At 54.7% G+C, this 15,443-nt stretch carries 10 protein-coding genes and 1 tRNA gene; 8 read left to right on the forward strand and 3 right to left on the reverse strand.

Annotated features, from left to right (window positions below):
* The first annotated feature begins 1,018 nt into the window (after positions 1 to 1,018).
* From ACUIAH_RS06775 to ACUIAH_RS06790, 4 genes are all read left to right on the forward strand, one after another.
* A complete protein-coding gene (locus ACUIAH_RS06775) occupies positions 1,019 to 4,147 on the forward strand; it encodes a cation-translocating P-type ATPase (protein WP_445340779.1) in 3,129 nt (1,042 codons plus the stop codon).
* A 417-nt stretch (positions 4,148 to 4,564) separates the two neighbouring features.
* Positions 4,565 to 4,846 carry a type II toxin-antitoxin system RelB/DinJ family antitoxin gene (locus ACUIAH_RS06780; RefSeq protein WP_445340780.1) on the forward strand — a complete coding sequence of 94 codons (282 nt, stop codon included), beginning with the start codon at positions 4,565 to 4,567 and terminating at the stop codon, positions 4,844 to 4,846.
* Positions 4,843 to 5,148 (forward strand): type II toxin-antitoxin system RelE/ParE family toxin, encoded by a 306-nt coding sequence (locus ACUIAH_RS06785; protein WP_445340781.1) that lies wholly within the window; start codon positions 4,843 to 4,845, stop codon positions 5,146 to 5,148. Before ACUIAH_RS06780 ends, ACUIAH_RS06785 begins: the two co-directional genes overlap by 4 nt.
* A gap of 607 nt (positions 5,149 to 5,755) precedes the next feature.
* Positions 5,756 to 6,922, forward strand: a complete 1,167-nt coding sequence (locus ACUIAH_RS06790; protein ID WP_445340782.1) for a hypothetical protein — start codon at positions 5,756 to 5,758, stop codon at positions 6,920 to 6,922.
* Here the strand turns inward: ACUIAH_RS06790 and ACUIAH_RS06795 are convergent.
* From ACUIAH_RS06795 to ACUIAH_RS06805, 3 genes are all read right to left on the reverse strand, one after another.
* Positions 6,919 to 7,851: a hypothetical protein gene (locus tag ACUIAH_RS06795; protein ID WP_445340783.1), complete on the reverse strand. Its 933-nt coding sequence runs from the start codon at positions 7,849 to 7,851 to the stop codon at positions 6,919 to 6,921. The two genes, ACUIAH_RS06790 and ACUIAH_RS06795, sit on opposite strands and share 4 nt — an antisense overlap.
* A gap of 208 nt (positions 7,852 to 8,059) precedes the next feature.
* Positions 8,060 to 9,178, reverse strand: a complete 1,119-nt coding sequence (locus ACUIAH_RS06800) for a DUF6602 domain-containing protein (RefSeq protein ID WP_445340784.1) — start codon at positions 9,176 to 9,178, stop codon at positions 8,060 to 8,062.
* Between the two features lie 1,320 nt (positions 9,179 to 10,498).
* A tRNA-Lys gene (locus ACUIAH_RS06805) sits at positions 10,499 to 10,571 on the reverse strand.
* A gap of 498 nt (positions 10,572 to 11,069) precedes the next feature.
* Here ACUIAH_RS06805 and ACUIAH_RS06810 point away from each other — a divergent pair.
* Genes ACUIAH_RS06810 through ACUIAH_RS06825 form a run of 4 tightly spaced genes read left to right on the forward strand, consistent with a single transcriptional unit; the run spans position 11,070 to position 15,198 of the window.
* Positions 11,070 to 11,807: an ABC transporter ATP-binding protein gene (locus ACUIAH_RS06810; RefSeq protein WP_445340785.1), complete on the forward strand. Its 738-nt coding sequence runs from the start codon at positions 11,070 to 11,072 to the stop codon at positions 11,805 to 11,807.
* Positions 11,807 to 13,228 (forward strand): FtsX-like permease family protein, encoded by a 1,422-nt coding sequence (locus tag ACUIAH_RS06815; RefSeq protein ID WP_445340786.1) that lies wholly within the window; start codon positions 11,807 to 11,809, stop codon positions 13,226 to 13,228. Before ACUIAH_RS06810 ends, ACUIAH_RS06815 begins: the two co-directional genes overlap by 1 nt.
* Positions 13,229 to 13,265: 37 nt before the next feature.
* Entirely contained in the window at positions 13,266 to 14,531 is a 1,266-nt protein-coding gene (locus ACUIAH_RS06820; RefSeq protein WP_445340787.1) for a sensor histidine kinase, read from the forward strand.
* A complete protein-coding gene (locus tag ACUIAH_RS06825) occupies positions 14,524 to 15,198 on the forward strand; it encodes a response regulator (RefSeq protein ID WP_110417865.1) in 675 nt (224 codons plus the stop codon). Before ACUIAH_RS06820 ends, ACUIAH_RS06825 begins: the two co-directional genes overlap by 8 nt.
* Positions 15,199 to 15,443: the final 245 nt, after the last annotated feature.

The raw sequence follows: 15,443 nt of genomic DNA on the forward strand, positions 1-15,443 counted from the left end.
AATCGTCCGCGAGATATGGGCGGCTAACTAGAGCACCGATAAGGTTGAAAGGGCACGGGAAGAATATAAGCCGAGACTGTAGGCCAGTCTTGGCTTATATTCATCAGCAGCGTCAGAATGTATGACATCATGGTGGCGCTGGACCGGGAATTTAGTGCGGGAGTTGGGAGCATGGACGCGAAGATCGAATTAGCCGCTTATTGAGGGGTATAACCAGCTCTTTTCCTGTTGCTGTATCTGTAAGATCGCGATTACTCCCGTCAATTGATAGTCAGAGGGAAACGAACTATGTTTACGCGAGTTGGCTACAGAGAGATCAAACCTTATTGTGTATTGGGTTCTTTGGCTGACTATGTGTTCTTATTCGGAAGAGATTAGGCTTTGTCATTCGACAAAATAGATACCGGGGAACGACATCGTTAATATTGCCAGCAACCGAGAGCCGCCCTTGTCCATCAGGATATGCTTGCTCTAGGCTTGGTCAAAGATCAGGACGAGGGACTGAATGCACGCAAACTGAAAGAGGAGTGGCTACGATCGAGGCCGGATCGTCTATCCGTTTACCGCCGGTAGGGCGGAGCCAAGAATTGAGCTAATAGTGACGGACTGTGCTGCTGTTTAGGATGAAGAACCTACTGGATTCGTTGTATGAAAAACTGACTTTACTGTTTTATTGCAGGTCAGTTATTTTGCGTAGTTAGCTAGTTTTCACGAAGCTGCCTTGGTTTTTCAATCTGCTGCACATGCAACTAATAGACTTGACAGTGAACGAGAACAGATGACGCGAATAAGGGATTGAGGTATTTAAAGCCGAGTTCAGTTCGGTTCATGTGTATCGGTAAAGGAATTGCTGTTGCTTTGTCTTTGAGCAAAGACCTTGACGACTTCGGTTATATTTATGTATATTGTGAATTCAACTTGGTAAACATCCACGCAGCGTTTTGGTCTGGCCGCCTCTGATTTCCTTCAACGGGCCCCTGAAGCGTTGACTACTCCGTGGCATAAGCAGGAGAGTGGCATGACTGGGTTGACCAGCGACTCCAAGCATGAACAATCAACAGATACCGGCGTGATCCCGGCTGCAGGGCAGGACTCCGGGCAGAAGAGCGGGGTGGATGACCCTGTCCTTAAGGATCCTTCTACAGTAGAGGTTGATCAGGTTGCCCTTGCCCTGAACGTGGATCCGGACCGGGGTCTTGACGAGGCCGAGGCGGCTCGCCGGTTGGAGGAATTCGGCCCTAATGAGCTTGCTGGGGCGCCTCCTGTTCCTGCGTGGCGGAAGTTCCTCCAGCAGTTCAAGGACCCCTTGGTTTATCTGCTTCTGGCAGCCACGGCCATTTCGTTGGTGGCCTGGGTGGTGGAGCGCTCGCACCCGGCGGCCGGAGGCGGCGAGCCCCTGCCCTTTGATGCCATCGTCATCATGATCATCCTCATCCTTAACGCCGCCCTGGGATACGCCCAGGAGGCCAAGGCCGAGCGGGCGGTCGACGCCCTGGCGAGCATGACGGCCCCGCGTGCCTCGGTTCTGCGCGACGGTCAGGTGGTCAGCCTGGAGACCAGCAGGATCGTACCCGGCGACGTAGTGGTTCTGGCCGAGGGCGATTCGGTCGGCGCCGACGGAAGGTTGTTCCAGGCCGCGGGCCTGCGTGTGGCCGAGGCGTCGCTGACCGGCGAGTCGCTGCCGGTGGGCAAGCGGCCCGGTCGGCTTGACCGGGCCAAAGCTCTGGGCGACAGGACCAACATGGTCTTCAACGGCACTGCGGTCACCCAGGGCACCGGACGCATGATCGTCACCTCCACCGGCATGGAAACCCAGGTCGGGAAAATCGCCGGCATGCTGGCTGATACCCAGGAGGAGCCTACGCCCCTGCAGAAGGAGATGGCCAGGGTCTCCAAGCTTCTCGGACTGGCCGTCTGCCTGATTGCTGTCCTGGTTCTGGCTGCTCTGGCCCTGATGGAAGGCTTCAAGACAACCCAGGATCTGATTGACTCCCTGCTCATGGCCGTCTCCCTGGCCGTGGCCGCTGTGCCGGAGGGGCTGACGGCCATTCTGACCGTGGTCCTTGCTCTGGGTGTGCAGCGTATGGCCAAGCATCATGCCATCGTCAAGAAGCTCAGCTCGGTTGAGACGCTGGGCTCGGCATCGGTCATCTGCTCCGATAAGACGGGGACGCTGACCCGCAATGAGATGACCGTTGAGCGGGTGGTCGTCCCCTCGGGACAGGTCCGGCTCACTGGCACCGGGTATGCCCCGGAGGGAGCCATGCAGCCGGTCGAGGCCGGAGAGCCTGAAGGCCAAGTGACGGAAACCATTGGCTCGTCATTGGCTGAGGCGGTTGCAGAGACTCTGATGGTCGGGGCCGTCGCCAACGACGGAGACCTTCATTTGCAGGCGGACCAGGCCGGACCGGATTCCCAGGCCCAGTCCGGATCCGGGCAGGGCCGCTGGCAGATTGTCGGTGATCCCACGGAGGTTTCGCTGATTGTCGCCGCCCGCAAAATCGGCGCCGATGCCAGGGCTGATGGCTATCGTCGTCTGGCCGAGATTCCTTTCACGTCCGAGCGTAAGCTCATGTCGGTTCTGGCTGCCCCGAATGATGGCGACGAAGTGCGGTCGCGACTCTTCTGCAAGGGCGCTCCCGACGTGCTGCTTGGCCGATGTAACCGGATTCTCGAAGGCGGCCAGGCCAGGCCTATGACTAGTGCCGATCGGGAGAGGATTCTTGCTCAGGTCAGCAGCCTCTCGGCGGATGCCTACAGGACTCTGGGGCAGGCTTTCCGGCCTGTATCCGACCAGGAGCTGTCGGCGCTGGCCGAAGCCGATGAGGGGGAGGAGCCGTCAAGCACGGTCGGGACGGATCAGACGGACCGGTTGCCTGAAAAGTCTCAGCATGCTCCTGCAGTCCGCTTGTCTGCCGACAAGGTGATCCAGGAAAGCCCCCGACTGGAGAGCAATCTGATCTGGACGGGCATGGTCGGCATCATCGACCCGCCCCGCACCGAGGTCCGTCATGCGGTGGATCAGGCCCATAAGGCCGGCATCAGAACGATCATGATCACCGGCGACCATCCGCTCACTGCAGCCAGAATCGCGGGGGACCTGGGCATCATCAAGCCTGGTCAGCCCGCCTGCACCGGCGAGCAGCTGGATGCCATGGACTCGGACCAGCTTCGGGAGACCACCTCCAAGGTCTCCGTCTACGCCCGCGTGGCCCCCGAGCACAAGCTGAAGATCGTCGAATCGCTCCAGGACCAGGGCAAGGTCGTGGCCATGACCGGCGACGGCGTCAACGATGCCCCCGCTGTCAAGACCGCAGACATCGGCGTGGCCATGGGCATCACCGGGACCGAGGTCACCAAGGAATCGGCCAAGATGATCCTGGCGGACGACAATTTCGCCACCATCGTCCAGGCTGTGCGGGAGGGCCGGGGCATCTTCGACAACATCCGCAAGTTCCTGCGCTACCTGCTCAGCTCCAACATGGGCGAGGTCTTCACGGTCTTCGGCGGCGTGGTCTTCGCTGGTCTTCTGGGCATATCTCAGCCCGGCATGGCGGGCGTGACCGTGCCGCTGCTGGCTACCCAGCTGCTCTGGATCAACTTGCTGACCGATGCGGCCCCCGCGCTGGCCATGGGTGTGGACCCGCAGACCGACGATCTGATGGACCGCCCGCCCCGCTCCATCCATGACCGAGTGATCGACCGGGACATGTGGATCGACATCATCTATATAGGCCTGGTCATGGCTGCGGTCACCCTGATCGGCATGGACATGCACCTGAGCGGCGGCATCTTCACCGACAGGTCCGTCCAGGCGATCGGCCACGAGGCGCAGATCAGGGAGGCGCGGACCATGGGCTTCACCATCCTGGTCTTCGCCCAGCTCTTCAACGCGCTGGCCTCCCGCTCCTCCCGGAAGTCGGCCTTCCTGGGGCTCTTCAGCAATCCCTGGCTCTGGGGCGCCATCGGCATCTCCATACTGCTCCAGCTCCTGGTGATCTACATGCCCTTCCTGGGCGAGGCTTTCGGCACCGTCCCCCTCCAGCCCCAGGCCTGGCTGGAATGCATCGCCCTGGCCTCCCTGGTCCTCGTAGCCTCGGAACTACGCAAACTGTTCAACTGGGCGGTCAGACGGATACGGGCATAACTTAGCTTCTCCCTGACGTGGCGACTGCAATCGCTCTCGCCGCATCAGGTAAGGGCACAGTTGCGCCCTATTTCATCTTTCGCACAGCCATTATGGATCAGCTGTGTGGGGGCCTGTTATACGGGTGCGAGTGCAGCTGTGTTCGGCGTCATTCTCGTTCGGGCGATTTGGTTGTAGTGGAAGACCGCTCGGTATCGTTTCCGTAGAGGTCCACTTCGTCGAAGGTGGCTTGGAAGTATGAGTAATCGGAGTCGACCAGCACAGCATGGAGCAATAGATATGTGCCATTGCTGTCAACTATACGCATTGATGCATTACCATGCACTGCAATTTTGCATTAAAGTAAGAGATCTGCTGTAATTTTGCACTTTAATGCAAAATTATAGACAACGAGGAAGGTGGGCTCCGATGGAGAAGATGTCTCAGATTACGGTGCGTATATCCGATGCGGACAAGCAACAGGTGGATCGTATCGTGAAGGAGCTTGGTCTGGATATGACTACGGTCACCAGAGCCTTTTACAAGCAGATCATTCGGGAGCAGCGGATCCCCTTGGACTTCAGCTTGGATCTACCTGCCGAAACCGAGGAGGCCTTGGAGGAATCGCGCCGTCTGGCCATGAGGGGGAAGACTAAGGGGTACGCCACAGGAAAGGACCTGGTGGATGGCGTGCTAGCAGCTGCTGGCGCGGACCGATGAGGCTTGCGCTGGTTACCACTGGTGCTTTTACGAGAGACCTGAAGCGTCTGGCTCGCAGGCACGTCCCGTTAGAGCCGGTCGAGGAGGCGCTAGATCTGATAGCGGAGAATTCTGAAGCGTCGCTCCATACATTGAAGACGCATCATCGAATGCATATGCTGCAAGGTTATGCGGCTGTGTATGAGTGCCATGTGGGCAATGCTGGAGATCTGCTGCTGGTGTGGCATAGGGAGGGCGACGCTGCCTATATGCTGCGAGTAGGTTCCCACGATCAGGTGTTGGGTAGGCGCGGTAGATACTGAGATTTGACAAATGAATCAAAGCTGTATCAGGGCCTAGCCCATCGTTGTGTAAGTGGATAGTACGGTTACATATTGGATTGGTGCGGTGGTACTTGGGCAGCTAATCAGATGCCGAGATTCTAATGGACAGATTTCTGATATGAGCCAACTTCAGAATGTAATCAACGCCTGACTTCTAGCTTTTTGCAGTTCCTTCTACCTTAAATTGAAGATGATATGCGCTTAGTGTTGGAATTGAAATTATCCCACTCCTCCTGGTAGGACAATAAGCGCAGCGAATTTTCGCGATGAGTCGTTAGGCGATGTTCAGCTTAGGGTGCTGCTCTGGAACACTATTGGTCGTCCTAACGTTTTTTAATCATGATTAATGGCAATGAAACTAGGCGCGTGTGCTGTCGAATCATGGGTTAGCGATAGTTGATGGGTACAATTTGCAGTGGTGTGTGCAGCTTACTCAAACTGGTGTCTACTTTCTTGTATGTGGAGCGTAGCTGGTAGTAAGAAGAGATGAAACCGATCGAGAATTAACCATGTGATTGACATGTTATATCTAATTCTCCTGAGCCCCAAAAAACTGAACTTGGACGAAACAATTTAAGGACTGCCCATGAAGTCTTCTCGTAAGCAAACTCAGCAGGTGCACTTACAAAAAGCTCGCAAGCCTAGTGCGACAGAGCAGATGATGATCACCTTGTTGGATGCAGAATCCCATGATATTACGATTCCCTATGACAAGATAAACCACTACAAGAGGCTTGCCTCCTTCGCCAAAAGGTCGGGGAAGATTCCTGAAGGGATGCAGATTACGGTTGAGAGAAGTTGGGGACAAAGTGGTGCCGCCGTCAGACTTGAGCCGTTGCCTGCTTGGCAGTTGAAGAAGCTGAAGCCAATCCCGGTGTCTGCACAATTACGCAATCCCAATGATGTGACCACACTACTCAAGAACAGTGATGCGTTCCAAGTCAAGGGCGAACCTAAACATCGTGCGCTGCTTCTGATTGAGGCACTCGTCATTGAGGCTAGACGACGTGGCGTAACTGTCGAGGCGAAATTGGGCGAGCCATTGTTCCCTAACCAGTATAGGTATGACGGCCCGAAGCATGATGAGGTTATGTTCGTGTTCGGTCAGGATGAGTATCGCTTATGGTTTGAACAGAAGACGCTGCACAAGCATCATGAGCCGACCAGAAGCGAGATTAACTGGGCGCGGCGTGGCCGCCTGTTCCCTGATGAGGATGAGATTCCTGACACACATCTGAGCCTGGTCCTGCGCGGCGATGGCGGCAAGTTCTGGGCTGATCGCTGGGATGATACGGACAATCACTATCTTGAGGATGATCTTGCGCAGATCCTCGAGGAGATGCAGTTGCGCCATGACGCCATGGACGAACGACGGCGGGATGAGGAGGCTGAGCGCAAACGCAAGCAGGAGCAGTTAAAAGTACAAGCAGAGAAACGTAAACGAAGCCTTGCTGCTGCCAGCAGACAGGCAAAGAGAAACTATCACGACCGCTTCATCGTTGAGACGATGTATCAGCAGTCCCGACAATGGGAGGGTTCCTTGCTGCTGCGCCGCTATGCGCAAGCTATTGAAGCCGCCGCCGCGTTGAAACCAAACAAGAAAAAAGTGCGAATGCTTGCTTGGGCCAAGCAAATCAACGCTCAGGCCGACAGGGACGATCCCCTACCATTAAGGGCAATACGTCCCAACGTCCCTGAACCTACCGAGACCGAGCTCAAGCCTCTGATTGATCGATTAATGAAGGAGAATTAGTAGCCCCACCACCGTGGGGCACGTCGGTATTCGACAATTACCGGCATCTCCGACGGATCAAGTGGACGCTCTACCATCGTGCGATAGTTATACGCAGTAATGCGCTCTTTGACATAGGACTGTTCGATGTACTCAACTGCTTGTTCAAAGCCATTTTTCTTCATCTGATTGAACAGCTTTTCAATCAATATGTTGAGTCGGTGTACTTCAGCCTCAGCCGCCTCGGCGCGCTCCATCAAGGTGACGGCCCGCTGACCACACCATGTGCGTAACAATTCATGCAAGGGACGGCCATCTTCGAGATATTGTTCATACTCCCAGTCAGGACTCGTTGTATAGGGTTTGTTGTCCAAGGTGACGGCAGGACTGCCCATACGGCATTTCTCTTGGTATTCTTTCTCTTCCTGTTCTACCCAGTCAAGTACAGGTATGGGATTCACTCGGCATGCGTACTGGGCCACGCGAAGCGTGCCGTAAGGTGACAGGATGACATCTCCATCAAGTTTGAAACCGGGAGCCTGGGCGAGCATGTCCTCGGCTGATACCCCAATCAGCTTCTCCAACCTGGTGGAATTATGAATCCGGGTCGTCCAATGCACGGGTGACCACTCCGGTTCCGCAATCTCTTTGGGAATCAACAGTATAAACACACGTTCAACTGCGTATTCTTCAATGTCGGAAAGCTCATAGCCCTCAAGGCTCTTCCACTGCGCCATCAGCGCGTCATACCGCTCAACATCCGTCCACCGTCCACGCAGACGACTGCCCGGGACATTCTCTCGTGTGCCTTTCTTCTCGCCATCCAGAAACTCCACCACATAGCGTGGGGTCTTTTTACTGTTATCAATCTCAGCGATACGAACACGTTCCGACGATGCATACTCCCGCACCCGATAGATCAGCTCGTCACCAACAGCAATATCATCCATCGCAATTCCTTATCCGAATGTGCCAGATGCCCTTGGACTGATATGAATATTCTAAATGAGGAATGGTTCTAAGTAGTCAATTCAGCAGTAACGCCTAAATGATTAGGTTCCAATACTTCCGACAGACGTTTGGCTCACTTCAACCAACCAAATTAATTCGGCATGTAGGAAACTAGCGATTTATGACGATTACCGTTTTGCAGGGGCTCTAAGAGTGTTCTTCATCGGACAAGCTGCTCGAGAGGAATGTAATCCATTGATCGAATGGCAGATTTTTGGCAAGTTGTCGCACCTTCTTAAACGCGTCTAGAGCTTGCGCACTCAGATCGCTGGAAAATGTAAACCCTGGTGCACGAAGCACTTGGTAGCATTCTCTTGCCGAGAGATTCGCACCAGGAGTCACAGCTTTTCGTAACAGGTCGGGATCCAATCCTTGACTATGCGCAAAAGCATTGACGGCATCTTCAGACACGGATTTTGTCGATCGCTCATCAGGAATACAGACAGAAATTATGAGTTCTTTTTCCATATACTTAGTGACATCAATTGGACGAACAGGAAACTGCATTACAGATGAAGCTAGCATTGCATACCATATGAGCAGGGGATTTTCAGTTGTCGAATCTGCCATTGCCCCTTTGGGGAGACTTCTTGCTGAGATTACGTTGTGTACATGTTCAATACCATTGGATAGATCGAGCCCTAAATTGACATTGACACCTCTATCCAGACAACATACTGAGTCAATACGTTGATCAATCGGAACGTCTTCTTGGATTTCATTGAGTTTACCCGCGTATAGGTTATCCGAAGCTGCTGCGAATACGGTGTAATAAATTGGAGGATCGATATACTGTTTGCCGTATATCGAGTGTGTGGTTTGAATAGCTTGTGGAAAGTATGCGGTACGTACCAGTTGCTTGACACTTCTACAGTTAGCTAAGCAAATCTCAATATCTCTGCTGCGAAGATGTGTTTTAACCTCTACGACGCCGAGTACCCCTTCTGCTGGTACCAGAGTTATCCTTTCATTCTGATTGGAAAACAGCATGGGAGTATGTTCTGCGTCGTAGAGGATCACATCCACCTGTTTGCTGATTTGTCCTGTGACGTCAAGAATTTGCCCGGTACTGATTCCAATAGACTGTGGCAGTTGGCTGCGAAGGAATTTCGCAACAACAGCCTCCCCGCCTTCGCCAGCCGTACCGTTGTGATCAAAAGAGGTACGAATTTGTTTGAATTCTGACAGCATTTGTTCCGAGGTGTGAGCGAGTATTCGTGATAATCTCGACCCCGTGGGTACGTCTTGAGGTTCTGTATCGTTCATTGTTTAAACTCCCGTATGGTGTGTAGCGCAATTACGTCGCCTTGACTTTTGCGCTCCCCTCAGTATCAAAATATCAAATGGTCCGCGCCATCAAACTCTGAGATCAATGTTTACAGTCAGAAATGTCTGCGGTTAATGGCAAGAATTTTCATTCCGTCGCTTACTTTACGTAAATCATAATTGATGTTCGTTCCGTGGTCTCAGTAGAGATTACCAAGGAATGTCGAATTGTATCGCCAGCTCGCAGATGTTGAGTAGCTTCTATGCATTGAGTATGTCTTGGGAAGGTATGTCTCTCGGCGAGGGTCATGGCATATTGGCCTCTGATGGGTCCGCCTTGTGGGTTTCCGTAGTGAACCTTACAATGTTGAGCATCGATTCGGTTATCACCAGCAAGATTCATGTAGGGGATCTCGAAATAGACTTTGGAACTTCGATTCTGAATGAGCTGTCTAACTGCAACTTCGTGAATGCCAGCCGATAGTTAACGAACTCTTTCTTGTAAAACTTATTGAAGGTGGTTTGAGCACCACGTTTATGCTATAGCCTCCGCTCGCGCCGGCGGCATTGTTATCCGTGTGCTGCTTTCTGGCCAATCTCTAATATAGGTGGGAGGGAAAGGTTCCGGGACGCAGGCAAAGGGAGCTTGCACGAGTGATTTGTGTCCGCAGAAATTTGATGTCGGGTACGGGTGTGCTTACATATACCAGGTATAGGGCAAGAAAACCCAAGTTTACGATTGTTGTCTGAAAGGCAGCATATGCCGCGAAAAGCGGGAGTTCTAGTTCAGTCTGTTGAACACGTGCAACAGCCAAGATTTCGTCCACCTCCTATTTCTTTATGTTCCGGCGGGTGTTCTAGTGCACTAACCACAAACAACACGTGTGTCAGATTAAACGCTCTGACGTGCTTGTTGAGCCTGGAAGCTCCTGCAGGATGCTCTCTGGGAATGATCCCAGTCATTCTTCTTCTCAGAACCGAACTGGGACGCATCAGTTAACGGCTTGCTTTCTTTGGGGCGAAGATTGCGGCAAGGAACGCAGAACGCAATTATGCCCTAACGTGATGACTATTTAGCAGTGATTAGGAACAGTCGCAAGCAGTGTAAAGAACTTTGATGGTTCCTCGTGTCAAATCGTCAACTGGCGTTCTTTGGTAAGTTCTACGTGCAAAAGGGAGCTTATACCGAAGGTCAATTCGGCGAACTTTTCAATATCTTCATGAATCTCTAAAATGCAACGACTTGCTCTCAGCTGTAATAGTGCGAACAAGCTTGGAGATCAAACTCAATTCGTCACAAGCTGAGTGACAGATCCAGAGTGCCCCCCGTGGGACTCGAACCCACAACCCACGACTTAAAAGGACGCTGCTCTAACCATTGAGCCAGAGGGGCAACAGCTCAACACTACATGTTTGTTCTCGATTTTTCCAGTTCGCGGCAAGCCGGTTCTCGGGCGAAGCAAGACCGAGAACCCGTACAGATCAACGAAGAATATCAACTTGAAACGCTACCTTTCCGCCCACTTAAGAAGGTTGTTGAGATGCGTGGGAGAGAGGTGGGGCAAACTCTGAACCTGCCGACGGGATCCGTGCCGGACAGTAAACCAATCTGCCGGTCAAAAGCTTCTGCCAGAGCGTAGTGCGGCTTCCTATCAGTTGCGCAGTGAGTGTGGCTCTGTTTTGCCATCTGTAGATGGCGAAGTGGCGGCCGACGTTGATTCCCCGTACTCGGATTGAAAGAATCATCCCTGCGAGGCGGTCCGATTGACCTCGCAACTGCGCTGAGGGAGGGAGCTCCGATGAAATATCCGGCTCAATACGCAATGTCGCATGTACAGAGCGTCACAGGCTCATACTGGCATTCACCCGTTTGCGAGCACTGGATACTGCCATGAAGCGTACCGCCAATCCTCCCGACCTGAGCGAGCCCTTCGCTATCTATGCATCCGGCCTGTGCAAGCAGGTGTCGCCTAGGAAGGGGGAGACCTTAACTCTCCTGGACAATGTGGAATTCACCGCCTCATGGAGAGTCATGACCGGAATTGTAGGGCCATCAGGTAGCGGCAAGTCAACTCTGCTTTACTGTCTGGCAGGCCTTGAACCTGTCAGCTCGGGCCAGGTGGAAGTTCTGGGCCGGCGCATCTCTGCCATGGGGCCTGCAGCGTCAGCGCGATTCCGCCGTGCGCACCTGGGTTTCGTTTTCCAGTCCTATAATCTGGTGCCTTCGATGAGTGTGGAGGACAACCTCAAGCTGCCCTTCATTCTGCGCAAGACCCGCTGGCCGGAGGATCAGGCGGCCAAGCTGCTGGACAGACTGGGCATCAGGGGACTGCTCAAGGCCAATGTGACCCTCCTGTCAGGGGGCGAGCAGCAGCGTGTGGCTCTGGCTCGCGCTTTGATTTCGGATCCCGATATCATCTTCGCCGATGAGCCTACTGGCGCCCTTGACCAGGAGACTGGCAATGCGGTCGTCAATGAGCTTGCCGCCTTCGCCAATAGGCCTGGCCACGCAGTGATTATGGTCACCCACAGTCCGGAAGTCGCCTCCCGCTGCAATACTCTCGTGCATCTGTGCGATGGTCGCATAGCCACAGCCGACGAGGTTCCCATGCCGAAAGCGGGCATCTGATGCGACTTCTTCTGCGAGATTTCAAGGATGCCCCCTTGGCCTGGTCTGGTGTCGCCCTCGTGCTGATCGCCTCGCAAAGCATGGTCGGCCTGCTTGCCATGATGCTCTCTTCAGCCAAGGCCCTGGGCGACCTTCCCGGCAAGGCCGAGCAAGGCCGCACCGCCTACCAAAATTTGATGATCCCCTTCGTGGCTCTTCTCGTTGCCGCAGTATTGATCGTTCTGCAAGTCGTTTCGTCGGTGATTAACCAGCGAAGACGCAACCTTGCCCTGTTAGCCATGCAAGGCGCCGTGCCCTGGCAACTGACCTCGCTGACTTGTATGCGCGTGCTCATCTTGGCGCTCGCGGCCAGTGTGGTCTCGCTGGTGGTCTCTTTTCTGCTGGTCCGTCCCCTCTATGCCTGGGAGACTTCCCAGTTCCTGATTGGTAGACAGCCTTTCATTGCTAGCCATCAGTTGGCTTCATGGGCAGTAGGAACCTTGTGCGGAATATTGGTGGCCTTGGTCGGCACGCTGCTGACCATCCGAACCATCATCCAGATCAGTCCGGTGGAATCCCTGCGGGCCGCAATCATCCCTCCAAAAGCAGCGGGTTTGGTTCGTCGTATCGCTGCTGCATTGTGTCTGTTGGTAGCGTTGGCGGTTATGTTGACGCCGATTATGCAGGCTCGGACCATTTCTGATGAGCAACTGGTCCGTTTGCACACCGCGGCACCCATCCTGCCTATCGCCATGGGCAGCACTTTCGGTTTCATGCTCCTTCTCGTCGCAATCTGTTTGGCAGGTCCCTCCCTGCTGGGCACGGTCACCAGCGGCTGGACCAGGCTTATCGCTCTTCGCCAGCCCTCATGGCTGGTTGCTTGTCGGCAAGCCAGTGCCCGCATGCGCAGTATCAGCTCCACGGTCATACCTCTGATTGTGGGGGTTTCATTGCTGATGATGACCGATTCCTTCTACCAGACCAGCGCCGATTCCAGTCGCCTGCTGCCTCCCAACCTGGATGTCAGCAGCTCTGATTTCTCCATGCTCATTACGCTCCTGGGCCCCACGCTGGTCGTCACACTGGCTGGAGTATGCGCCGGATACCTGATCTCAGCCCACGGTCGAAGCCTGGATCTGTCCCTCATCTCGATTGCTGGCGCGGATCCGAACCAACTTGAAATCATGTCCGCTCTCGAAGGGCTCATCATGGCAACCACCGCCGTACTGATATCCCTCACCTCCAGCCTTCTGCCGGTCATGGCCTATGCTGCCGGATTTCGCAAGGTCTTCGGGGCTGCCAGCATCGGCATACCTTGGGCTCATTGGGCGCTGGTCTATCTGCTTCTGACTTCGGCGGCATCACTGGCTTCGTGGATCACGGTGCGCAAATCAGCAGGTCGTTCCCCTGCCGGTGTGATAGCACAGTACACTGGCGAATGAACCTGGGGATCCTCGGCATGTGGCGTGAGGGGGTGCGATGAAGGGCATGGCAACCAACCTGTTCGAGCTGTTGAGCAATCAACGCTTGACCAGATTCGTCATGCCTCTGCTGAGCCTGATTTATACGCTTCTCTATGTCAGCGCACCCATGTTTCCTCCAGTCTGGGCTGGGAACATTCCTTTGCCCGTTTGGAAGACGGCCATAGGCCTGATCGGACTCCTGTGTTCCTGCCTGCTGTACTGGAGCAGGCAGATTCCCCTGCTCATCACGACTTTGGAGACCCTGGTATACGTGGGCCTGTCATTTGCCACCTCGGACGATAGCTTCCTGATACCCCTGGTAGGCGCTCTCTATTTCTGCGTCCGTTTATCGCCAGCACCCAGGATTGCAGCAGGCGTAGGTGAGGCAGTCGCGGCCGTCAGTCTGGTCACTGTCAGCATGCATGCCGGGCACATGCTCTTTCTGGAATGGTCGGCCAGGATGGCTGTCATCATGGCGGTCGCGGCCGTTGCCGTAGCAGTCAGGTCCTACCGGATCCGACGCGAGACGCAGCAGCGTGAGGAGCAGGGGCGCATCCGCTCTGAGATGCTTGCCAGGCAAAGGGATCGGGCTATATCACGTGCCCAGGTGGCAGGGGAGTTGCACGACAGCGTGGGCCATGACCTCACTACGATCATCGCCCTGACCCAGGGATTCGCTGACTCGGTTGAGGTCGAGGAGCTGCAAGAGGTGCTTAAGGACATCAATCAGGTTGCCAGGGATGGATTGGCAGACACCCGACAAGCCGTCCGTACCCTTGTCCAAGAGCATGAGGCGCTCCCTCAAGAGTCCGATGATGATGAGCGCAGCTATGGCTCCAGGCTGCACACGCTCGACGAACTCGACACTGTAATCGCCCATGCCCGCGCGGCTGGTCTGGCTGTCGTGTCTACTAAAACAGGGCATCAGCGGCACGATCCCAGACAGGACAACCTCTGCTTCATCATCAGCAGGGAGGCAATCACCAACACGCTCTGGCACGCCTCAGACCCGAGCACCATCGTCATCTCCCGCAATTATGAGCAGGACGGCACCCTCCGCCTCAGCATCAACGACGATGGGCATGGGTATGGGCATGGGCCAGCCTTGGCCGATCGAAAACCGGCAATTCATGATCATCAAGGAGTGGGCCTCAAGCAGATTGGCGAGCAATGCCGACTGATGGGAGGGAGTCTGAGTTGCGGGCCGAGCGAGAACGGGGGATGGACTGTAGAAGCCGTCCTGCCTGGCACCAGCGGGAAAGAGGGCAATGCCCATGATTGACCTGATGCTGGTCGATGACCTTGCGCTCCTCCGCAAGGGGTTGGTGCGCATGATCGAGGCCGACCACGATTTACAGGTCGTCAGACAAGCCTCCAACGGTCAGGAGGCAGTGACCATGCTTCGAGAGATGAAAGTAGCCGCCCAGCCGCTTCCTCAGGTGATCCTGATGGACGTTCGCATGCCGGTGATGGACGGCATCAGCGCCACTGCGGTCATTGCCAAGGAGTTCCCCGACATTCGTACGCTGATCCTGACCACCTATGACGAAGACGATTATGCCTTCACCGGTCTGCACGCAGGCGCCTACGGCTTTCTGCTCAAGGACGTATCCACCAGAGACCTGCACCGAGCCATTCACGCAGTGGCTGATGGGGACGCAGTGCTCACCCCCCGCATCACAGCAGAGCTCATCAACCGCGACAGAGCCTATGCCCGGCATAAGGTCAGTGATCCGCAGGCCAGGCAGCAGCTGGATAAGTTGACTCCCAGGGAGTACGAGATAGCTGGGCTCATCGCTCAAGGGCTCTCCAACCAGGAAATAGCCCAGCGCCTCACTCTCGAAACTACCTCCGTCCGGCGCTACGTAAGCCGCATACTCGACAAGACCGGTCTGCGAGATCGTACGCAAATTGTCATCACATGGTTTCAGGCCGGAATGTCTGACTGACGATCCATGACCAGCCATTCGGGGCATTGGGAGGAGAAAAGCAGAAAGAACGCCAGACGCCAGTTCTATGTTTTCGTTGACCAGATGAAGGCGAAGCCAGGTACTAAAACCCAGAACTTAAGTTTGGGAGAACTTTTGTTGAACTATTAGTGCACATTGTGATTCTTGCTGTATTGAGTTCCAACTATTGAGTTATGCACGCCATGTCCTGGCGACACTTGTTTGTTTTGGAACCCCAGTTCCGT

The organism is Bifidobacterium sp. ESL0820 (assembly GCF_052606235.1).